Source organism: Halorussus limi (assembly GCF_023238205.1).
GTDB classification, from domain to species: Archaea; Halobacteriota; Halobacteria; order Halobacteriales; family Haladaptataceae; genus Halorussus; species Halorussus limi.
In genome coordinates this window covers 2015675-2034911 of the sequence record NZ_CP096659.1, presented here as the reverse complement: position 1 = coordinate 2034911, position 19237 = coordinate 2015675, and the positions used below count along the sequence as shown (strand labels likewise).

The following is a 19237-nucleotide window of genomic DNA, read 5'->3' as shown; positions in this document are numbered from 1 at the left end:
GCGTTCGTCCGCCGCCTTCGTGGCACCGCCGACGTTCTATCTTAAACCTTCTCTCGCACGTTTTCGGCAATATGGCTTGTTCAGACAAAGACAAACTGTGGGAGTTTCTCGCGTCGTTCGACGGCAATCACCCCGTAGACGCCGTGACGTGTAGTTATACTTCGGATATGGGGGCAGGTATGGGTATGCCGATTTTTGCGCTACTCGTCTTTGCGGGAATCGGTTTGGCCTACGCCATTTACCATCAGTCGGTCGCACCGCTGTTCGTCGCGGCGATCTTCGCCGGGCCGGTCTTCATGTTCCTGATTCCGAGTGGTGCCGTCCGTATCGTCGTGTTCTTCGCCGTGTTGGCAATGACAGTTGCGGGCTACACCATCTACCAGCGGGCGCAAACGTCGCTCTAGACCGGGCGACGTTTCCCGCTTTTATGGGTATAGTGGGTATCTTCCCGTATGGCACGATTTGGCCCGCGACGACGCGCTACTCTCGGTGGCGGGGGTGGCGGGTCGTCCGGCAGTTCGTCCGACTCGTCTGACTCGGACGACGAAGACAACGACTCGAACAGCTCCGGTGGCGGTGGCGGTCGTAACCGCCGACGCCGCTACCTGCATGGGGGACTCGTCGGGCCGTCGGACAACACTTCCGGCGGTGGCGGTGCGCCCGATCCGACGGACATAGTTGACCCTGAACCTGAACCGTCCGGAGGTAGCGGCGGTTCCGGCGGTGGCGGGGGAAACTCGTCGTCTGGAGGCGGGTCTTCCGGCGGCAACTCCGGGGGTTCGACCGGAGGAAATCAGTCTTCTCGGGGTTCGTCTAGCGACAATTCCGGCGGTAGCGGTGGTTCATCAAGCGCGACGGACCTACCCGACGACATAACAAGTCCTTCGAGTCCGACGCCCGAACCGGCTAGCGGCGGTAGCCCGTCCGGTGGTAGCACGGGCGGCGGTGGTAGCCCCGACGACTCGGTTCCGTCGGACGTAGAAAGCGACATGAACGGGCCGACGCCGACGCAGGGCGGTTCGTCGGTAGATAACGGTGGTTCGTTGGGAAGCGACCCGTTCGACGGCACACAGACCGGGAGTGACGTTTACCGTCCGGGTAGCGGCGGTTCGTCCGGCGGTGGGAGTTCGTCGGGTGGAGGTAGTGACGGATCTAGTTCAGCGCTACCCGACGACGTGGCAGGGCCGAACAGTCCGACACCCGAACCCGTCTCGGGCGGCGGCAGTCCCGATGAACCGCTCTCCGACGACGTGGAGAACGCCAACGACCGGGGTGCGCTTGGTAGCCCTGTTGAAACCGGCGGTTCGTCCGGTGGCCGGACAGATACGCGGCAGAAATACCGGAACATCGAAGACGACCTTACCGGCGGGCCGGGTAGCGGTTCGTCCGGGTCCGGCGGTGGCGGTGGTTCCACGACGACCCCGACGACGCCGACCGAGGACTCGGGTTCGGACTCGTCTACACCGCCGACCGCCACAACGCCAACCGGCGACGGTTCAGATTCGTCCGAGAGCGACGGAAACGCCCCGCCGACAGCTACAACCCCGACCGGCGATACAAACCGCGACTCGGACAACTGGGACGGGTTTGTAGGGGAGATAGAGGAGGAGTATAATCAGACGGTAGAAGCGGGTGAATACGTTGCGAGCGGCACGGTGGACGCGGTGGAAGACGCAAACTCCGCGTTCATGGACCACCGAGAGCGCGTCTACGACACAAAGAGTACCGGGGCGCGTCTGTTCGGGACGCAACAGCGGGACAAAGCCTTCGAGGAGGCGGCGAAGGACGGCAATTTCTTCGCCAACCTTTACGTCACGGGCGAACAGGCCGAACTCGCAGGAACGGACGCGACGAAGTTCCTGAACAAGCACGTCCCGAACGCCGACCAACCTATCAAGGTCGAAGGGGTGAACCTGAACCCGCGAATCGGGATCGGCGGCGAACAGGGGAAGCCAGTAATTCAACAGCTACGGAACGCGGCGGTGGAAGCCCCGCAAGACGCGGGTTTCGTCGCAGGGTCGGCAGGGAAGGCTCTCGGAGACATAGGGATTCAGACCGAGGGACACCTACACGACACGGCAATCAACGAAGACAAAGCCTATCAGGACGCCGAGGAGGTTCAGAACGCCGCCGAGACGGGCGGCGAGACGCTAGCAACCGCCGTGAAAGAGGAACCTGTCGGGTTCGCGGCGGAAATCGTCGCTCCGGGCGCACCCGGTCGCGTGAAAGCCGGTGCGACGAAGGGCGCGTCGGCGGCGAAGGCCGCGCCCTCGAAGGCCGCCGAAGCGCCGGGACGGGTCAAATCCGGCGTTCAGCAAGGCGCGTCGAAAGCGTCCGATCTGCCTTCCGAGATAGAAGCCACAATCAACCGCGCCCGCTTCGAGGCGCGGCAACGCGGCGAGTCGGCAAAGTCTCGCGTGAAGAACGCGCCGGAAGAACTCCGCATCCGAAAAGACGTGGCGAAGTATAACGCCGAACAGCGGCTACGTCAGACGCGACAGGACGCGAGTCTTCGCTTCGAGCGGGCGAAGCGGGACGTGTCCGACCTACCGGCGGAAGCGAAGCTAAAGTCGAAGCAAAAGGCCGGAGAGATAGAGAACCGCGTGAACAGGGTGAAGCAAGAGGCAGACCTACGGTTCAAGCGGTTCCAACGGGACGTGTCCGATCTCCCTGCCGACCTAGCTCTCACGCGGGCGCGGCTCGAAGGTGAGATAGCGAACAAGTTGAAGTTCGGACGCGGCGACGGCGGCAACACCGGGTCTACGAGCGGTGTCCAAATCGACATAGAAGGCGACGGTCTAGACTTCGACTTCAACGACGGGAAGACTCGCACGGACGGCGATACAAAGAGCGACGGCAACACAGGATCGAAAGGCGACGGTGGCGGTAGCGACGTGGACGTGGACGTGCGGAACCGCAACGACGGCGGTGGGCAAGATACTATCGTCAAACAGCGGAAGAAGACTGGCGACTCGGGGAAGGGCGGTGAGACAGGGCCGAAGACCCGGACTCGTCCCGGCGAATCCGACGTGCCGACCCGTCCCGGTGAGAGCGACGTGCCGGGTCGCACGCCCGACGCCGACACTCGGACACCGGACGGACGCTTCCGAGACGCGGTTGGGCCGATACTCGGACCCGTGGAAACCGATCTTCCGGGTGCAGACCGTGGGGGTAGGACGGACATGGGGCCGGACATAGACGACTATCTCCGCCCCGACGACACCGTGGGGCGCGACTACGACGACGACCTCCGTAATCCGCCGATTGAACGGAACCCGCCGAACACGGACACGCCACCGGACCAACGAACGCCGACAGACATTGACCTGCGAACGCCGACCGACCTACGGCTAGACCAACCGCCGGAGCAGGACTACAAGATGGACACCCCCGGTCGCACGCCGCGTAAGCCCCGGACGCCGGATCTAGACTTAGAGTTCGACGGACGGGTGAACGAAGACGACGACCGCCGACGCCGCGACGGGACTTTCGCGTGGACCAACCCCGTCGCAAGTGCTGAAACGATCCTCTCCGGTGGGATTGAAGCCGAAGCGGATGTGGGGAACGTCGAAGCCGACATGGACCTGAATTTGGAGGGACTATGACGGACGCAGAAACTACCGGGAATGAGCCGCCGGGAGAGGTGCGCGCGGGACTCGCGTTCCGTATCATCGGGTTCTTCGGGGCTATCATCGTCGGCGCGATGTTCTTCGCTATCCTCTCGCCGGGGGTCGAAATGGTCTTAGACCACACTTCGAGCATGGTGGATTCGGGCGGCGCGGCGTCCGAGAGCGTCAGCAACACCCGCATGGTGTGGAGTAACATCTTGTTCTATGTGGCGTTCGTATCGCTACTCGGGCTTCTCGCCGGAGCGGTCTACGAGCGACAGGGAGGGCGATTATAGATGCCGATGTGGAAAACCGTCGTAACGGTCCTACTGTTCATCTTTACGATGGTCATGGTCCAAGCCGCCGCCGGACCCGCGCTCGAATCCACGGGTGAGAAGATAAAAAGTGCAAACGACCTAGACACCCGACATTGGGACGGTGAGAGCCTAATCGACGGCATGATATCGTCGTTCTTTGACGGTATCATGGTCGCTATCTTCGGTATTCTAATATGGGGTGTTGCGTATAGCGTGCGGAAGGAGAGATATCTAAAGTAATCAGCAGAAGTTTTGAGTGGCGTAGACCCGTGTCTTTCCGTCTATTTCGATAATATAGATGCCGATACCTTCGTTTTCCCAATACGGTTTCAGGATGTTTTTCCGGTGGCCGGTTGAGTTCATCCAGCCGTTGACGAGTCCTTGCGCGATTTCCTTCTCGGTTGTGTAGTACGCTGTCTCTCCATTCTCACGAGCGATGTTCTCGTAGGCGTAGGTGTAGGCGATGTTCTCCGCGCCCGTTGCGTACTGGTTCCCACTCGTATCTACGCGGCAGTCGTACCCGAACTTGTCGTAGCGGTCGGCCATTGTCTCACCGGACGGCGATTCGTGTGCGAAATACTGGTTCTCGCCCATGTCCTTGCTGTGGTAGCGAGCGATCTGCCGTAGCTCCTTGTCGAACTGGATTGGCCGCAGATCATGCGCGCGCCTTCGCTCGTTGATTTCTTTGTGAACCAGATACTCTATCTTCGTCCGGTTCAGTTCGTCGTCACTCAGAAATCCACCGTCGGAAGAGCCGTTTGTCGAATTAGCATCCGAGTCGGTAACGTTGGCGACTGCACCGCCTGCATCGTCTATCGCAGATTCTGCCGGGGATGTGTCCACTGGGAACCCCGGTACGCCGACGAGTCCGAGTTGCCCAACCGTCGCCACGCCGAGAATGAGAATCAATAACGCCCGAAGAGAGAAGAACCACCGGAAGAGAACTACGCCGATAGCGAAAGGATAGACGACGGCGTTGATAATGTGGTCGAAGATTGAGTTTTTCTGTTTCTCCCGAATTTCGTCTAGCTCGTCGTCTAGATCCTCGTCAGACTTCGTTTGGACAGGGGGACTCGAATCGAGGTTTTCGACCGCTTCTTCCGTCCCGTAGGTTCTAACCTTGCCGTTGTCCATCGGTTCGGGCGAGTTTGATTCGGAATCAGAATTGTCTACCGAATCGTCAAACGCGCTCTCGAAGTGCTTTCCTGCGTCATTTGCAGGGCGGGCAGACGGACAATTATGTTTCTCCGGAAGTGTGTGGGAAGAACAGACCTTACGACCGCAGTAGTTGCACGTCCGCGTTAGGCCGTCTGACTCCCCACAGATCGAACACTTACCCATTACCCAACCCCTCAAACTGTCCTAAGTTAATTATTTTGCTCCGATGTATCAGAGAGGGGAGTTGAACCGGGTTCTACGGGAGTGGGATCAATCAAGCACAAATAGCCTATATCGCTTTTCGCGGGCGTGTGAACGAGTCCGACGAACTTAGGAGTCTCTGAACACAGTCCTAGGTTCCACAGCTATGATGTTAGGAAAGGAGATTCCGAAGTCGGGTTAACACGCCCGGTGAAGAGGACTCAGGGACTCGACTTAGGCGGTCTTGGACTTTGGCTCTGATTTCTGGATGGGATTTGAGGTACTCATCTACTAGCCATTGAGAACCAGTCCCGCCATATTTGAACAGGCAATCTACCCCAAGCTCTTCGGCTACCTTTTTCCCGCGTGCGAGTGCATCAACTTGATTCGATTCCTTCCCACTTGCAAAATCAGCGGACGCCGGGGGAATAATGCGATATCCGTTGTTTGGGCCGAGTGATTCGATTACGACCCCGTTTTGTTGAACCTTCTCAAAATCGTCCAGACAGCCATCACAGTAATGATACTGGTCTTCGGCGGGGTTGTCGGTGAAATCCCCGCATCGGGCGCACTCGGGCATATCGCGGCTGTTGAAATCCTACATCTATAAAACTATGTCTGAAGAAATATCGGATAGATTTGGATGTAGCAAATTCTGGTTTCTATACCCGAGTTACACCGGCACAAAGATGGCCCATGCGACTCCATCAATCTGTTCCACCTCTTCATCCAACCTCTGTATCCACCCGGACACGATTTGAGCAGTCATGCCATCTGCGGCTTCCACGACGGGATAGTCCCGATATGGGAGTTCAGTAGTATATTCTCCGGGCGAGTGAACCGTGTAAAACGAGGATTTGAGTTCTGAGAACCGGTCACTCTCTTGTGCTTTGATGTATGATTTCCGTTCGAGCTTTTCCATCATTGAGCGAACTTCATCAGTACGCGAACCCATTAGCAGAATCCTCATACTGAAACCTGATAATTCATTCCCCCTCCGTTTACTTTCCTTGAAACTCAAACGTGTTTCTCCCGGCCTGCTCTTTAAATACCCACTACTGCGTTTCTCGGCACAGTCGAAGAGTATGTCATAACCTAGCATCGGCAAAGACTTTACTCCTTCATAACAAAACCTGCAAACAGGTTGATTAACATGACCAGTGATGAAGTTCAAGATCGAACTGACTGACGAGAAAGTCAAAATCATAGCCAACGAACGGTCGTTTGTCTTCGAGACGACAAGCGACGGTGTGACCGTCGGCCCCGATTTCACCGAATCGAACCGCCACGCTACAATCCTTCCCGGAGGAAAAAAGAACGGCAAGTGGGGCGACTATGGCATTCATGTCACAGAACCAAACGACGAAGGTGAGAACGAGTCAATTACCGATTCAACCTATTGGCGTGACGACTTAGAGACAGAAGCGTACTTGTTCACCCGGACACTCGGCACTGCGCGAAATGCAATGGAGTTTGACGGTGATTCCATAGCCTTGGTCAACTTCGAGAAGGTGTTTGATTGGGCGAGACATTGGGGGATTATCGCTACCGAAGGCGATGCCGAAGTAATCCGACTGAGCGAGGTATTAGCTGGGTTGATAGACGCGAGTGAGAAAGAGCGGAAATCCTTCGTTCAGGATACAACCTTCGAGGTAGATATCAAAGAGGCATACGCGCACGGCGCACAGTTCGCTTTCAACCGTTCTAACGGGAAACTCATGCTCCTACACGCGGATGGCATCGTAAACGAGCTAACGATAGACACCTTACTGAAAGGCAACCGAGAGCGAATGAGGAAACACGAACCCTTCCGCGAGTGGATCGACTTCCTCAACTGTCTATTTGAGGAAGACGAAGAGTAGCAGAATAGCGAAAACGAGGTTGTCTGCAACCGATCCACTTCTCGGACTTGTCCTCCCGCCCTCGAAGCCGGGGTATGGATGCCCGAAACACCCTCATAGGACGCTGAATCACGCGGAAACGCGAAGAAAACCGGAAGGCCACCGGAACCGATAGCGCGAGCGGCACGGAATCTTCATGGGATTAATATAGATATTGCATAGGGGGAGGGGTTGTGTGTGTCTGTGAGCGGCCTGCCTCTCCGAGCGCCGCCACGAAGCCCACAGGATAGGGGCGAAGGACCACGGCGAAGCCAACGGACTGACGACTGCCTACGGACGGCTCTCGCGCACGCATGGACAACGTGGCCCCTGTGCCGTCCCGTCCGGAGGGCGACGACCGGCTAGCTAGCGAGACGACCACTGTTCTTCGCACGGTACTGGTACGAACCCCCGACTCGGACGGGTCCGACCGCGCTTGAAATCCGGTAGTAAACCAACGAAAACAAACGACCGCTACATGCCCGTGTCACCAGCGGAGGGAGAAAATCTGTCTAAGCGCGTTAGCATATACAGTATAGGCGCGTCCCGTCTGTTTGTGGTGCGCCATTCCAGCGTTGTATGGCGATTTTCTATGCTCTCTCACCAACGCGATCCAACCGCGAAATGGGCATGTACCCTACGTACACCGTTTATACTCCCGTGTCTGCAACTATGAGACATGGCAGATGAAGACTACCGGCGGCTAGCCATCTACGCCGACACGGAAGAACGAGTGAACGAGATAATCCGCCGAAGTCATAACGTCCGAGAGGGACCGCTGTTTAGTGAGGACACGCTTTCGGACGTTGGTTTTGATAAGAGACTCGGCATGGCCCTAGACGCTCTCGAAGACGAGATAGAGCAACTGCAACAGGGACAGCACTCGGGGACCGCCGGAGCGGGACAACAGGCACAGACCGACGTTCAGATACCGGAGCTTCCCCGAGAGCTACGCCGCTAATCCCCACCGCCGATATAGCCGCCGAAGGCGACCAACACGGCGAACATGAACACGACGAACGGCAGACCGCCGCCCGTGTTCTCGAAGGCTTCACCTACGGTCATTATCCCGAGAACGAGAGTTGCCACGCCACCCGCCGCAACTCCGAATATTCCCGCCGTGCCGACGAGTTGCGCGACTGCCCTCATGAGAAGATACCCCGCATTAGGTCGTCATCGTCGTCTTCATCGGGGTTCCGGACTTCGGACACGGTGATGGATTCGACCATTTTCTCTTGCTGGAAGCCTTCTTTCGACCGACTCACGTAGACGGATATCCCGATTATCATTTGGGCGATAATCGTTTTCTGCTCGTCGGTGAGATACGTCCGATTTTGGTCGGCGTCGTCAAAGAAGAACGCCCGCACCGGCCCCTGCATTTGGGAGTTCTTCGGCGGGAAGAGCGCGCAGATACGCAGATACATCGTGTGCATCCGCCACTTTATCTCGTTGATTTCGGCGTCGTTGAGGTAGCCGAGTACGAACGTCCGATCCACCATGTTATCCAGCAGGTTGATGGAAGCGTCGGACATGTCCGTCTGCGCCAACCTCTCAAGCCACTCGGCCTTCTCCGCGGCTAGTCCGGCGGTCTGCATACCACGTTGGAAATTACCGCGGTGTTGCGACCACTCCCGTTCAGTCTCGCGGGCTTCCCTCTGTCGCTCTATCGCGTCTTTCTGCGCTTCTTTCGGTTGGTCGTCACGGGACAGGCTCATGGTTACAACCCTTCGAGGATGTCGTCTTCAACCGCGCCAAGGTCGGGTAACGTAGCCTCGATGTTCACTCCCGGTTGGCGGTCGGTCGTCCCCGTCTCGCGCTCGTATAGAGACGCTTCTACGAACCCGTGTAGCCGTGTATCGGCTTCGACCTGAACCGCCGGGTCGTCGTCTCGGACTTGCGCGGTCGCCGGGTCTACGTCGAACTCCGTTACCGGGTCACGTTCGCGTTCGGTGCGCGGGTCTAGCCCGTGTTCCGGGCCGGGTTCCCCGGCCCATCTGACGCGATCCGCCGGGTCAGGTCCGGCGAGTTCTTCGTCTACCTTCGCCATTTGGCCGATGAACACCGGGTCTGCTCCGAGAGGATCGGCCTGCTCTCGTCGCTCCGCTTCCGTGTAGCCGCCGGAGTGAGCGGTTTCGCGGGCCTTCTCGTATTGGTGGTGGCGGCGGGTTCGCTTCAATGCCCGCCGTCTCTCGCGGTCCCGCTTCGTGTTTCGCAGGTGTTCAGGTAGCGATATTTGGTTGGTCATGCTTTCGCTTTCTCGGGGTCCGTCGGTTCGGACTCGGTGTGACTTTCGGGCAGGTAGAACGCTGTTGCCTTGCCGATTTTGACGGTTTCAAGCTCTCCTGCCTCGGCCAACGCTAAACAGTAGTTCCGGATAGTCACATGGCTGGCAGGTAGCGCGTCGGTAAGGTGCGCGACCGACATGACGGGGCGGTCGCTTTCGGCGAGTGCCGTTTTGATATCGCTCTTTGTCATTTCCATATATCGTGTTTGGGCGGGTTGAGCCTTAGTTTATTCGGGATTTTCAAATACACATTCACAAGTATAGATATGTGTTACAAAGTAGTAAACACAAACCGTGAGGAAACACCACTCATACCTAAAAATTGTTAATACGGGTGCGGTTACTCGGTTAGGATAGAACGCGACGAACCTACGAACCACCCTCTCGCGGGGGTGGGTACACGGGACGTGCCTTCAACACGTCCCGTTGAAAACCGGTACGGATGCCGATGGCGTCTACCCAAATCCGTACAGTACCTTGTACGGCAAGGGCAGACTTCAAGCCTCTGGTTTGTGTCTGCCCGTTGTTACGTCGGCTCTGTACCGCGGTTTCGAGCGTTCATGGACAGAAACCATGACACGGAACCCGCGGAAATCCGAGAAGACGGAACAGGACCATAGCTACTGGCAGTCGGCGCGGAATATGTCCCCGTCCGAGTTTGACGAACTCATAGCTGAAAAGCGGGGGGAGGACCAATGACGGGGTGGGACGACGAGAACCACACTTGCCCGGAGTGCGACGGCCACCTGCGCGACGGCCCCGGCGAGAAGTACGTTTGCGGAGATTGCGACGAGGAAATTCCTGCGAAAATCGCGGAGAACGCCGACCTGCTCCGAGATTTGGCCGCTACCGACCTGCCGTGCGCCGAACTTGCGGCCCTTCTAGTCGGAGGAGGTGAGCGCTAGATGGCGCACGCCGACGAGAGCGCCGGATGGCGCGAAGTCTACCGCGCGATGGCGTGCGACCCCGATATGCACGAAGAGCCGCCGGAAGAGGCGCGCGCCGCGCTCGGCGTTCGACCTGCGGCTTTCGTCGTCGCCTTCGCTCTCATACTCGCACTCGCGGCGGTCGCCTTCGCTCTCGGGGGGATCGGCGCATGATGGAGTGCGACTACTGTGGGTCGCCCGTGACCGACGAGTTCCATCGGGTCTTCGAGGTTGACGGGCGGCTCTTAGCCTGTATCGAGTGTTGCACAGGGGGCAACGTCATGTACGCTATCCAGCAACGGAGGGATAGCCGATGATGGCGGTGCCAATCACCCGTGGCGTTCTGCCCTTCTATTATAGGGGGCCACTCGGGAGGGGTGCGATTTCAGTCCGTGATTTATATACCCCCCTCGAACAACCCCTTACGGACCAATCTACACACACAACAGCACAAGAGAACAACCACCGTGCCAACACCAACAAGACAAAACTAACGTTGGGATTACCGGACCAAAGTTGCTATCTAAAGCCGACCCCTTCGGTCCACCTCCCCGACGGGGGTTGCGTTGAACTCGCACCCCTCCCGAGTGACCCTCCCTGTATAGAGACGCGGCGAACGGGGGTGAGTGCCTGATGGCCGACGACCTTCGCGGGATGGTCGCCGACGCCCGAGACGAAGCGTTGGCGCAAATCGAATCGGTCGCCGACGCTAGCCCCGCCGAGAAGGGGGCGGGCGAAGAAGAAGCCGTCCACACGTTCGCAGATACCGTCGCCGACGCCCTGCTCGAAGGGTTCGGCGAATCGAGTACCGGCGTCCATGTCTCGGCGATAGCCGATACTGCCGATTACTTCAACAAGACGGATGTTCAGGGCGTGATTCAAGAGAAGGTCGAAGCGAAGAAACAGGCCGACCGCCGCCCGTTCAATGAAGTTCTAGAGACGGAGCTAGAGGAAGTCGTCACGGTGAAAACCACCGACCACAAACAAGACGCGACGTATCGGTGGGACTTCGGCACGGCGACCGTCGAAACGCAGTCCGGCAAAGACGGGCGCGGTCACTTTTCGTGGCCCGACTTCCGGGATATGTACCTCGAAGCGACCGGCAACGACGCCGCGAAGCCCGTAAAAGACCTGCGCTCCGGCGATACGTGGCGACAGTTCGTGGTCGAACAGATGGAGACGAAAGAGCGCGTGGTCGAAACGAAAGGCCCGCGCACCGCCGCCGTCGAAGAACTCCAGAACCACATCCGGAACGCCACGGGCTACCCGACTCTCGGGGACATGATAGACCGGAACGGGGTCTACGTGGACGTGAAACAGGCGGATACGCCCGAGTGGTGGGCGGCGTTCGGTAGCGACGACGGCGAAATTGAACCGACGACCGACAACGTGCGCCGGATCGGGATTCAAAGCCAACTCGCCCAACGGGTCGCCGAGAACAACGGCATATCTACCCGTGCCCTGCAACTAGAGTTGGATGGGCGCGACTACACGACGGGCTACGACGGGTCCGTTTCCGCACAGAAATACTACGGACAGACTGTTCACAGTTATTGGGAACTCTCGGCGGAACTCGCGCTACCCAACGAGTACGAACCGGCCCCCGAGACGGCGACCGAAGCGACCGAACGCGAGCTAGAGGAAATGACCACGGACACCGACGGCGAGACGCCGGAAGCCACCGCCGACGGTGGCGACGACGGCGACGATGGCGGCATGGGAACCGTCGGTGGACTCGGGGGTGAACTCTAGATGGTGGACCTAGAGTTAGACGACGTGAATCTGACAGGTATCGACGAGTACCCGCCGGACTCGTCGGTGAAACTGAACGGCCCGCCGGGGACCGGAAAGACCACCCAATCGGCGGGGCGCGTCGGGCGACTACTCCGAGACTACGACTACGAGATAGACGACGTGGCGTGGGTCACGTACCGCAAGAGCTTGGCGAAGGACACGTTGACCCGTCTCGCGGCATGGGGACTCGTTGATTCGTCGGAACTCGCCAACCCATCTGAGGGGCCGACGCGGTACATCGGGACGTTTCACGCGGTCGCCAACCGGGTCGCCGGGGGCGACGTGGACGTGGCGGGCTACTACGACCAGCAGGACTTCTGTAAGAAGTGGAATATCCGGTTCCAAAAGCGTAGCCCGTGGGACGAACCGCCGGGCGAACTCCTGTTTGACACGTTCTACTACTGCGCGAATAACCTGCTGAACCCGACGAAAACGAAAGACCTGAACAAAGCCCCCATGATTGACGACCTTCGGAACAAGTGGCAGGGCGACATAGCGAAAGTGTGGCAGGATTGGCAGGACTACAAAGAGACGAAGGGCCTGATAGACTACTACGAGATGCTGTTGCGGCCAATCACGAAGCAACAGACGCCGAACCGGGATATTCTCGTCGTAGACGAGTACCACGACGCCACGCCCCTTATGGCGAAACTCGCCGAGTATTGGGCCGACGACGCCGAAGTGGTGATCTTCGCGGGCGACCCGCACCAAGTCGTCAACTCCTACGCGGGCGCGGACCCCGACTTCTACGAGCGCGTGGACCTGCCGGAAGTGCTGTTGGACAAGACCTACCGCGTGCCCTACGAGCATTGGTCTGTCGCGGAGCGTGTGCTGAATCAGGCGCATGACCCGCCACAGGTCGAACGCACTACCACCGGGTCGTTCTCGGACGGTACGAGTCCGAGTTTCCGGTACTCCCGCGACAACGGGTGGGACGTGCCGGAACCGTCGGAAGAACGGTCGCCGGTCTGGTTTGTGGAAAAGGTCGGGAAGGACACCATGTTCCTTACCCGGACGCGCAAGCAGGCCGACGGCGTAGCGAAGGCCCTCGAAAAAGCGGGCGTGCTGTATCAGACACAGAACAGCATGAAGCGCGACGGGTGGCAGGCGGGCGACCGGGGCGAGATGAACACACGCACGGCGGTCTACAACGCCTTACAGAAAATTGAGGGGCTACGCCCCGGCGACTTCAACGGCCACGGACTCGGCGAATACACGGACACGTCGCGGTCCACGAACATCAAGTTGGACCCGCCGGAAGCGGCGGCGTTGCTCCGGCATACGCGGGTGGACAATCTCGCACAGTCGCGGGACGAAACCACGGAAATCGCGCAAGAAATCAGGGAACTAGAGGAAAAGACGACGGTTGGTGAACTCCGGCAGTACGTCGAAGACGAGTTTTGGACCACCTACACTACGGGTGCGCGGGCGGTGGGTGAGCTAGCGAAGAACCCGGCGGGGCGGTCGTCGTTGGACACCCGCGACCTAGAGGCGTTGAAGCCCGCGCTTCGACGGAACGACGGCCCTGTGGGACAGGTGGAAACACTCGTCTACACCGTCCACGCCTCGAAGGGGACGGAAGCCGCCAACGTAATCGTCTACGACGGTATCACGGGGCAGATACAAGACGAGATAAGCCGAGACGCCGACGCACGCGCCAACGAGTGTCGGACGTGGTACGTGGCTCTCACGCGGGCGTCAAAGCGTCTCGTCGTGCTACGCGACGGCTTCGAGTGGATGCACAGTTACCTGCCGAACAACCTGTTGGACATGGCCCGCGACGGCTACGAACAGGCGAAGAACGCGGGGGTGGCGGCATGACGGCGGCTACCACCGAGTCGGTCGGGAAAGACCGGATCGACCGCCACTACGAGAACGCGGCGGCGGTCTACCGCGAACTCGGGCGGATGGACGGTCTGTTCTGTCCGGCCACCGCCGACTTCCAGCGGTGGTACGCAACGAAGCCCGACGCGCCGGACGGGTACGCCGGACGCAAACGCCCGCACGCTCTTGGGGCCGACTACCAACAGATACGAGAGAAGCTAGAGCGCGTGCTGTATTCGACGGTCAACTACGCCGAACAGGACTTCTACATGGGCGCGTGGAAGCCCTTCAACTACGCCGACGACGGCGGCTTCGTGTGGCCGGACGGCGAGAGTCCGAATCCGGACTACGGCGACCTACGCGCCTACGCGCCGTTCGCAGACGTGGACCTAGCCGACGACGTGAAACACGACAGGCCGGACGGCGAGATACCGAAGGACGCGATAGAAGACGCCCTAGACCGCTACATCGGAGCGTTCGCGGAACTCGCGGGCGACAGGGACGCCGTGTTCGCTCTAGATTCGGTCGGCGGGGCCTACGTCATGGTTGCCCCGTCGGTGGCCGCTCCTATCGCCGACGAGTTCGACCGCGACGACCGGGCGCGTCTCATGCAGGAACTCCCGGCGCGGGTCAACGAGTGGCTAGAAAACGTGTCCGACCGCGTGACGGGCGAAGTCCCCGAGACGGAAGGGGTGTTTGAACCGGACCACGGCGTGAACCACAAGAACCGGGCCTACAAGGCTCCGTTGTCGTTGCACGCGAGTATGGACGGCGTGGTGACACCGATAGATACGGACACGCCCGCCTACGACTACACGCCGCTCTCGGCGGTCGGACAGGCCGAACGTGACGCCGCGAAGGAATGGGCGGCCCGATACACGTCTGACTACTCCGACCGCGTGGGCGCGCTCGTGGCGGCCCTGTGGCCCGACTACTCCGACAACGCCGAGACGTGGCGGGACGCCCTCGAAGCGTGGCTAGCTGATACCGAGTCCGACGACGCCAACGAGAGCGACCCTGCCGACGCCGACGTTGCCGAGAACGCGCCGAGCGGATCGGTCGGGAATTGGAACGAAGTCTACCGGGCGTTGGACTCGTTGGACGCTACGCGGGTCGCCGAGAAGACTATCGTTTCGTCGTGGAACGAGAACGCCACGTCCGGTAAGGGCAAGGGCTTCTATCCGACGTGGGGACCGAACAGCAACGGGACGGCGAACTACGTCACCGACGACATTTGGCACGACACCGGGAAAGACGGCGGCTACGGGACAGTCATAGAGATGGCCCTGATAGGTGCGAACAAGTTGAACCACGCGGGCGCAACGCCCGTGAACGGGAAAAAGTGGTTCGACGGCTACCGCGAACTCCTACGTCTCGGGTTCGACCTGCCGTTGCTCAAAACCGGGTGCGACGACGACATGAGCGACTACTACGCCTACGACCTGAAAGCCGTCGCGGTCGAACACGGTCTAGACGAGAGCGCGGTCTATTCCGACCCCGAGACGCTACTGAAAGCCTGTCTGTTGGCCCGCGACGAGTACGACACGGACCTATCGGACGCAAAGCCCCCGTACAAAGCACTCGTTGGCGTGGCGGAACAGGCCGGGTTGCGGATGGAAGACCCCGACGACGGGATTCTCGGTGAGAACACCCACAGTCTCGCCCAGTCGGTCTACGCCGATATGAACCCGTCCGACGTTGAGGTGGGACAATGACGGACACGCCCGACTACGACCGGGAGAATCAACGGCGCTACGCGGAAGAATTAGAGGATATGACGCCCGCGCAATTCGAGTGGCAGGTGGCCCGGCAGACAGGTGAATCGCCTGCCGATTGCCCGGAGTGCGGCGGTTCCCTCCGACCGACGGACCTTTCGGCGCTCTTCGAGTGTCGGGATTGCGGCGAACCCGCGACTCTCTCGCGGCTTCGGTCGTAGACCTGCGCGCTCTTTTTCGTGTTGTCTCAAGTCGTCGTTACCGGCGGGTATCGTGACAGTATAGTATCGCGTTGTTTGTTTCCCCGCGAGTCAATTAGGACTTCCACGCGTTGCGCCACCACTCGGAGGTGAGCGCGAGGGTGACCGGCGCGTCCGCGACGCCGGTGTCGTCGCCCGTGGCCGCCGCGAGGACGCCGCGGTGGTCGCCCTCTCGGAGGACGTCCAGCGAGAACGTCGCGGGGTCGAAGTGGTAGACGCCGGCGTCGAGACCGTCGAGGTCGGCGCAGACCGCGTAGACGTCGATGTGGTGGAGGTTGCCCGTGCAGGACGCCATCCGGTAGTACGTCGGGTGGCCGACCTCGCCGGCCGGGTGGTCGCGCTCGCCCTTGACGCCTGCGGCGTAGTAGCACAGCGAGGCGACCGTCTCGGCGTCGACGCGGTCGCGGGCCGTCTGGTCGGTGTCCGCGAGCGGGTCGGCCCCGGACTCGGCGACCGCGGAGAGCGCCGGTCGGACCGGTGCCGTCGCTGCGGAGAGGTCCACCGACGGGTGGTCGCGGTAGGTCTTGAACGGCCGCGGAAGCGTTTCGAAGTCGAGTTCGAAGTCGACGTTCTCGAAATCGCTCGGAGCGTGCTTCGTGCGTTCGTGGTACTCGGGAGCGCCCACCATCGGCAACCTGTTCGCTGAGACGACACTTATGGGTTGCCGTGGTGTGCCGAACCGCAACGTGTTTCTCCCAGTGGTACAACCCCATAATATGGCGGTAACGCTCTACCGCACCCCGACGACCGCCGCGGACGCCGACGAGATAGCCGACTGGCTCCGCGACCGAATCGACGAGTCGGTCGCGGTGCGCGACCGGTTTCTGGACGAACACCGCACCGACGAGTTGCCCGAGCGGTTCGCGGAGGCCCGCGTCCTCTCGCCGTTCGAGCGTGAGACCGGCAACGCGATGCTCGGCGTCGTCCGGTACGAGGAGCGGGCGCTCGACCACCCCGAGCGCGCTGGCGGCGTCCTCTACGACGGCGCGGCGCTCCAGCGCGCGCTCAACCCTGCGATTCCCGACGGCGAACGCGCGCTCGACCACCTCCACGTCGCCCTGCTGGACAGGGCCGTCGGGACGTGGGGCGACCACGACGGCCGGTGGCACAAGCGCGTGAACGTCCTCGGCCAACCCGCGCTCGTCTCGATTCCGGGCCTCTACGAAGCGCCCGCCAAGCCCGAGGCGTACTACGAGGCCAAGCGGAAGACGGCGTTGCTCTCGGGCGACGCGCCGCCCCGCGAGGTGCTGGAGAACGAAGTCGAGGGCGAGTTTCTGGTCGAAGGCGACCCCCGGACGACCGAGGCGCTGAAGGGCTACGTCCTGCAGACGGTCCACTGCTGGCGCACGGGCGAGGGGTTCTGCGACGAGTCGGGGTGTCGGCTCTCGAACCCGCACCGACAACCGGGCGTGGTCGCGGCCCAACTGCGCGACCCCGAGTTCTGCGAGCGACACGCCGAACTCTACGGGTAGCCCGGCCGCTCAGTCCGTCGGCCCTCCGCTCACGGCCCCAGTTCTCGATTCGGGCGCGGTCTGACAGACGCCGAGTGTCCGATGGGACCGGTTTATTCGCGTCGCGCACCCAACTCGAACCGGCGACACTGCGACTCTGGCCAGTCAGTACTGTCGTCCGGGGCTGGTATCCCCGACCACTACCCGACTGGACCCTTCTGGCGGCGAGACCCGATTGGAGGCCCGATTAGCTCACGCGCCCGGCCGTGATTCGGACCACTCCGAGCGCGTGTTCGCTGTGCGTCGTCTCGTCGGTACACTTTCGGAGCGCCCGCCGGGCCGCCGCGACCCGGCCGTCCAGCACCGTCCACGGCGGGGCGTCGTAGGCGTCCGTCCCGCTGGGCGACGAGGCGACGACGAGGCCGCGGAACGCCTGATTGACCGGCCAGCCGAACCACCGAGTCGTCTGGGCCGCGTCGAGCAGCGCGAGTCGGCCGCCGGGCGCGAGGCGGTCGGCCCACCGCTCGACCGCTCCGGCGGGGTCCGCGAGCATCCCGACGACGAAGGTGGCGAGGACGGCGTCCGGGGCTTCGCAGAACTCGACTTCGGTGGCGTCGGCCCGGACGCAGTGGACGTTCCGCCAGCCCTCTCGCTGGACCCGGTCGCGGGCGCGCGCGAGCATCTCCTGCGTGAAGTCCACGCCGACGACCCGGCCGGACGGTCCCACCCGCTCGCGGAGGTGCGGGAAGTTCGCGCCCGTGCCACACCCCATCTCGACCACGGTGTCGCCGGGGCCGAGCGCCAGCGCGTCGGCCGCCCGCGCCCGGAGGTCCCCGAGGCCGGGCGTCGAGCGGGCGAGGAGGTCGTAGAAGTCGGCCCACCGGCCGTAGAACTGCTGTGCCGCCGCGGTCGCGTCGCGTGACATGTCGGAGCGTACGACAGCAGGGGACTAAACCGATGGGGCGCTCGGTCTCTGCGGTCGCCGATAGCCCGCGGCCACCGACCTGAAGGACCGCGACGCCGTACTCCGTCACCATGACAGTCGCGCTCACCGAGGACGACGTGGACAAGACGGTCGTGGACGCCGAGGGAGAGGAGGTCGGCACCGTGGTCGACGTTCACCACGGCGCGGCCCACGTCAGCGCCGACGAGGAGACCGTAGAGGAGATGCAGACGCGACTCCCGCAGGGTGGCATCGACGAGCGAACGTACGCGGTCCACGACGAGAGCGTCGCCGACATCACCGACGACCGACTCGTTCTCGACGTGAAGTCGTAGCCGCCGCGGGTCGGCGGACTCCGTTCTCGCTGGTCGGAAGCACGATATAGAAGCCCCTGCCAAATAAATTTCTGTTTCAGAGAAATATATACGTTTCTTCCGAAGTACCGCCGACGGCTGCGACCGAACTCCGCGGCGGTCGGAACCCCGCCGCGAGAACTTCCGGGCGAATCTCCGCGGCGAAGGCTCCCGGTCGAATCTCCGCCACGTGCGGCCGGAGTCGCCCGGATTCGTCCGCGTGGCCGTAGCCGTCTTCCCCGAGGGCGTCGAACGCGGGGGTATGGAGTTCACCGAAGCAGACGAGGGCGCGTCCGTGTTCGACGCCGACCGGCAGAAAATCGGCGTCGTGACCGAGGTCCGGGACGGCGACGCGTACGTCGAACCCGACCCCAGTCTGGGCGAGGAACTGAAGGCCAAACTCGACTGGGGGAGCCACGAGGCCGACGACGACGCCTTCTCGCTCCAGTCGGAGTGGGTGGACGAGCGAGACGACGGCGAGATTCTCCTGCGGAATCGGCCGCTGGAGTAGTACGGCGAGCGC

At 61.2% G+C, this 19237-nt stretch carries 24 protein-coding genes and 1 pseudogene; 15 read left to right on the top strand and 10 right to left on the bottom strand.

The window, feature by feature from the left end; genetic code table 11:
- The first annotated feature begins 71 nt into the window (after positions 1-71).
- The 4 genes from M0R89_RS10510 to M0R89_RS10495 all read left to right on the top strand — a co-directional run bounded on the left by M0R89_RS10510 (position 72) and on the right by M0R89_RS10495 (position 4165).
- Entirely contained in the window at positions 72-404 is a 333-nt protein-coding gene (locus M0R89_RS10510; protein WP_248649039.1) for a hypothetical protein, read from the top strand.
- 1503 nt (positions 405-1907) lie between these two features.
- A complete protein-coding gene (locus M0R89_RS10505; protein ID WP_248649038.1) occupies positions 1908-3605 on the top strand; it encodes a hypothetical protein in 1698 nt (565 codons plus the stop codon).
- Entirely contained in the window at positions 3602-3904 is a 303-nt protein-coding gene (locus M0R89_RS10500) for a hypothetical protein (RefSeq protein ID WP_248649037.1), read from the top strand. Before M0R89_RS10505 ends, M0R89_RS10500 begins: the two co-directional genes overlap by 4 nt.
- On the top strand, positions 3905-4165 hold the full coding sequence (locus M0R89_RS10495; RefSeq protein WP_248649036.1) for a hypothetical protein: 261 nt from the start codon (positions 3905-3907) through the stop codon (positions 4163-4165).
- On the opposite strand, the gene M0R89_RS10490 is transcribed toward M0R89_RS10495, so the two are convergent.
- The 4 genes and pseudogenes from M0R89_RS10490 to M0R89_RS10480 form a co-directional block, all read right to left on the bottom strand.
- Entirely contained in the window at positions 4166-5059 is an 894-nt protein-coding gene (locus M0R89_RS10490) for a CAP domain-containing protein (RefSeq protein ID WP_248649035.1), read from the bottom strand.
- Between the two features lie 102 nt (positions 5060-5161).
- Positions 5162-5266 (bottom strand): annotated as a pseudogene (locus M0R89_RS23435) (AN1-type zinc finger domain-containing protein); the annotation flags it as partial.
- 190 nt (positions 5267-5456) lie between these two features.
- Positions 5457-5864, bottom strand: a complete 408-nt coding sequence (locus M0R89_RS10485; protein WP_248649034.1) for a hypothetical protein — start codon at positions 5862-5864, stop codon at positions 5457-5459.
- Positions 5865-5957: 93 nt separating this feature from the next.
- On the bottom strand, positions 5958-6458 hold the full coding sequence (locus tag M0R89_RS10480) for a hypothetical protein (RefSeq protein ID WP_248649033.1): 501 nt from the start codon (positions 6456-6458) through the stop codon (positions 5958-5960).
- Here M0R89_RS10480 and M0R89_RS10475 point away from each other — a divergent pair.
- Entirely contained in the window at positions 6448-7146 is a 699-nt protein-coding gene (locus M0R89_RS10475; RefSeq protein ID WP_248649032.1) for a hypothetical protein, read from the top strand. The genes M0R89_RS10480 and M0R89_RS10475 overlap by 11 nt on opposite strands.
- Positions 7147-7843: 697 nt before the next feature.
- Entirely contained in the window at positions 7844-8125 is a 282-nt protein-coding gene (locus tag M0R89_RS10470; RefSeq protein ID WP_248649031.1) for a hypothetical protein, read from the top strand.
- Here the strand turns inward: M0R89_RS10470 and M0R89_RS10465 are convergent.
- The 4 genes from M0R89_RS10465 to M0R89_RS10450 are packed head-to-tail and all read right to left on the bottom strand — an operon-like array spanning position 8122 to position 9639.
- Complete coding sequence (locus M0R89_RS10465) at positions 8122-8313, bottom strand: hypothetical protein (protein ID WP_248649030.1); 192 nt, start codon at positions 8311-8313, stop codon at positions 8122-8124. The two genes, M0R89_RS10470 and M0R89_RS10465, sit on opposite strands and share 4 nt — an antisense overlap.
- A complete protein-coding gene (locus tag M0R89_RS10460) occupies positions 8310-8879 on the bottom strand; it encodes a hypothetical protein (protein ID WP_248649029.1) in 570 nt (189 codons plus the stop codon). Before M0R89_RS10460 ends, M0R89_RS10465 begins: the two co-directional genes overlap by 4 nt.
- A 2-nt stretch (positions 8880-8881) precedes the next feature.
- Complete coding sequence (locus M0R89_RS10455) at positions 8882-9409, bottom strand: hypothetical protein (protein WP_248649028.1); 528 nt, start codon at positions 9407-9409, stop codon at positions 8882-8884.
- Positions 9406-9639 (bottom strand): hypothetical protein, encoded by a 234-nt coding sequence (locus M0R89_RS10450; protein ID WP_248649027.1) that lies wholly within the window; start codon positions 9637-9639, stop codon positions 9406-9408. Before M0R89_RS10450 ends, M0R89_RS10455 begins: the two co-directional genes overlap by 4 nt.
- 504 nt (positions 9640-10143) lie before the next feature.
- Here M0R89_RS10450 and M0R89_RS10445 point away from each other — a divergent pair.
- The 6 genes from M0R89_RS10445 (at position 10144) to M0R89_RS10425 (ending at position 15707) form a co-directional block, all read left to right on the top strand.
- Entirely contained in the window at positions 10144-10353 is a 210-nt protein-coding gene (locus tag M0R89_RS10445; RefSeq protein WP_248649026.1) for a hypothetical protein, read from the top strand.
- The gene (locus tag M0R89_RS10440) at positions 10354-10548 is read left to right on the top strand and encodes a hypothetical protein (RefSeq protein WP_248649025.1); all 195 of its coding nucleotides are present in this window, start codon (positions 10354-10356) and stop codon (positions 10546-10548) included.
- Entirely contained in the window at positions 10545-10691 is a 147-nt protein-coding gene (locus M0R89_RS23555) for a DUF7563 family protein (protein WP_438267665.1), read from the top strand. The genes M0R89_RS10440 and M0R89_RS23555 overlap by 4 nt, the downstream gene beginning before the upstream one ends.
- Positions 10692-11007: 316 nt before the next feature.
- Positions 11008-12126 carry a hypothetical protein gene (locus M0R89_RS10435; protein WP_248649024.1) on the top strand — a complete coding sequence of 373 codons (1119 nt, stop codon included), beginning with the start codon at positions 11008-11010 and terminating at the stop codon, positions 12124-12126.
- Positions 12127-13989, top strand: coding sequence for a UvrD-helicase domain-containing protein (locus tag M0R89_RS10430; protein WP_248649023.1), 1863 nt, complete (start codon positions 12127-12129; stop codon positions 13987-13989). It begins immediately after the preceding gene.
- Positions 13986-15707, top strand: a complete 1722-nt coding sequence (locus M0R89_RS10425; RefSeq protein ID WP_248649022.1) for a hypothetical protein — start codon at positions 13986-13988, stop codon at positions 15705-15707. Before M0R89_RS10430 ends, M0R89_RS10425 begins: the two co-directional genes overlap by 4 nt.
- A 315-nt stretch (positions 15708-16022) precedes the next feature.
- Here the strand turns inward: M0R89_RS10425 and M0R89_RS10420 are convergent, their stop codons facing one another.
- Entirely contained in the window at positions 16023-16595 is a 573-nt protein-coding gene (locus M0R89_RS10420; RefSeq protein WP_248649021.1) for a nitroreductase family protein, read from the bottom strand.
- Positions 16596-16683: 88 nt separating this feature from the next.
- Here M0R89_RS10420 and M0R89_RS10415 point away from each other — a divergent pair, with 88 nt between their 5' ends.
- Positions 16684-17439 (top strand): DUF7001 family protein, encoded by a 756-nt coding sequence (locus M0R89_RS10415; RefSeq protein WP_248649020.1) that lies wholly within the window; start codon positions 16684-16686, stop codon positions 17437-17439.
- Positions 17440-17665: 226 nt separating this feature from the next.
- On the opposite strand, the gene M0R89_RS10410 is transcribed toward M0R89_RS10415, so the two are convergent.
- A complete protein-coding gene (locus M0R89_RS10410) occupies positions 17666-18343 on the bottom strand; it encodes a class I SAM-dependent methyltransferase (protein ID WP_248649019.1) in 678 nt (225 codons plus the stop codon).
- Positions 18344-18453: 110 nt separating this feature from the next.
- Between M0R89_RS10410 and M0R89_RS10405 the strand changes: the two genes are divergently transcribed.
- On the top strand, positions 18454-18696 hold the full coding sequence (locus tag M0R89_RS10405; protein WP_248649018.1) for a DUF8593 domain-containing protein: 243 nt from the start codon (positions 18454-18456) through the stop codon (positions 18694-18696).
- 280 nt (positions 18697-18976) lie between these two features.
- Entirely contained in the window at positions 18977-19225 is a 249-nt protein-coding gene (locus M0R89_RS10400) for a DUF8593 domain-containing protein (protein ID WP_248649017.1), read from the top strand.
- Positions 19226-19237: the final 12 nt, after the last annotated feature.

What these genes read in the sequence shown, in the direction of transcription:
- M0R89_RS10430 (WP_248649023.1), top strand. Translation starts at nt 12,127, where the DNA reads ATGGTGGACCTAGAGTTAGACGACGTGAATCTGACAGGTATCGACGAG.
- M0R89_RS23555 (WP_438267665.1), top strand. Translation starts at nt 10,545, where the DNA reads ATGATGGAGTGCGACTACTGTGGGTCGCCCGTGACCGACGAGTTCCAT.
- M0R89_RS10465 (WP_248649030.1), bottom strand. Translation starts at nt 8,313, where the DNA reads ATGAGGGCAGTCGCGCAACTCGTCGGCACGGCGGGAATATTCGGAGTT.
- M0R89_RS10460 (WP_248649029.1), bottom strand. Translation starts at nt 8,879, where the DNA reads ATGAGCCTGTCCCGTGACGACCAACCGAAAGAAGCGCAGAAAGACGCG.
- M0R89_RS10425 (WP_248649022.1), top strand. Translation starts at nt 13,986, where the DNA reads ATGACGGCGGCTACCACCGAGTCGGTCGGGAAAGACCGGATCGACCGC.
- M0R89_RS10490 (WP_248649035.1), bottom strand. Translation starts at nt 5,059, where the DNA reads ATGGACAACGGCAAGGTTAGAACCTACGGGACGGAAGAAGCGGTCGAA.
- M0R89_RS10420 (WP_248649021.1), bottom strand. Translation starts at nt 16,595, where the DNA reads ATGGTGGGCGCTCCCGAGTACCACGAACGCACGAAGCACGCTCCGAGC.
- M0R89_RS10455 (WP_248649028.1), bottom strand. Translation starts at nt 9,409, where the DNA reads ATGACCAACCAAATATCGCTACCTGAACACCTGCGAAACACGAAGCGG.
- M0R89_RS10500 (WP_248649037.1), top strand. Translation starts at nt 3,602, where the DNA reads ATGACGGACGCAGAAACTACCGGGAATGAGCCGCCGGGAGAGGTGCGC.
- M0R89_RS10440 (WP_248649025.1), top strand. Translation starts at nt 10,354, where the DNA reads ATGGCGCACGCCGACGAGAGCGCCGGATGGCGCGAAGTCTACCGCGCG.
- M0R89_RS10495 (WP_248649036.1), top strand. Translation starts at nt 3,905, where the DNA reads ATGCCGATGTGGAAAACCGTCGTAACGGTCCTACTGTTCATCTTTACG.
- M0R89_RS10415 (WP_248649020.1), top strand. Translation starts at nt 16,684, where the DNA reads ATGGCGGTAACGCTCTACCGCACCCCGACGACCGCCGCGGACGCCGAC.
- M0R89_RS10475 (WP_248649032.1), top strand. Translation starts at nt 6,448, where the DNA reads ATGAAGTTCAAGATCGAACTGACTGACGAGAAAGTCAAAATCATAGCC.
- M0R89_RS10400 (WP_248649017.1), top strand. Translation starts at nt 18,977, where the DNA reads ATGGAGTTCACCGAAGCAGACGAGGGCGCGTCCGTGTTCGACGCCGAC.
- M0R89_RS10445 (WP_248649026.1), top strand. Translation starts at nt 10,144, where the DNA reads ATGACGGGGTGGGACGACGAGAACCACACTTGCCCGGAGTGCGACGGC.
- M0R89_RS10510 (WP_248649039.1), top strand. Translation starts at nt 72, where the DNA reads ATGGCTTGTTCAGACAAAGACAAACTGTGGGAGTTTCTCGCGTCGTTC.
- M0R89_RS10405 (WP_248649018.1), top strand. Translation starts at nt 18,454, where the DNA reads ATGACAGTCGCGCTCACCGAGGACGACGTGGACAAGACGGTCGTGGAC.
- M0R89_RS10435 (WP_248649024.1), top strand. Translation starts at nt 11,008, where the DNA reads ATGGCCGACGACCTTCGCGGGATGGTCGCCGACGCCCGAGACGAAGCG.
- M0R89_RS10485 (WP_248649034.1), bottom strand. Translation starts at nt 5,864, where the DNA reads ATGCCCGAGTGCGCCCGATGCGGGGATTTCACCGACAACCCCGCCGAA.
- M0R89_RS10470 (WP_248649031.1), top strand. Translation starts at nt 7,844, where the DNA reads ATGGCAGATGAAGACTACCGGCGGCTAGCCATCTACGCCGACACGGAA.
- M0R89_RS10450 (WP_248649027.1), bottom strand. Translation starts at nt 9,639, where the DNA reads ATGACAAAGAGCGATATCAAAACGGCACTCGCCGAAAGCGACCGCCCC.
- M0R89_RS10410 (WP_248649019.1), bottom strand. Translation starts at nt 18,343, where the DNA reads ATGTCACGCGACGCGACCGCGGCGGCACAGCAGTTCTACGGCCGGTGG.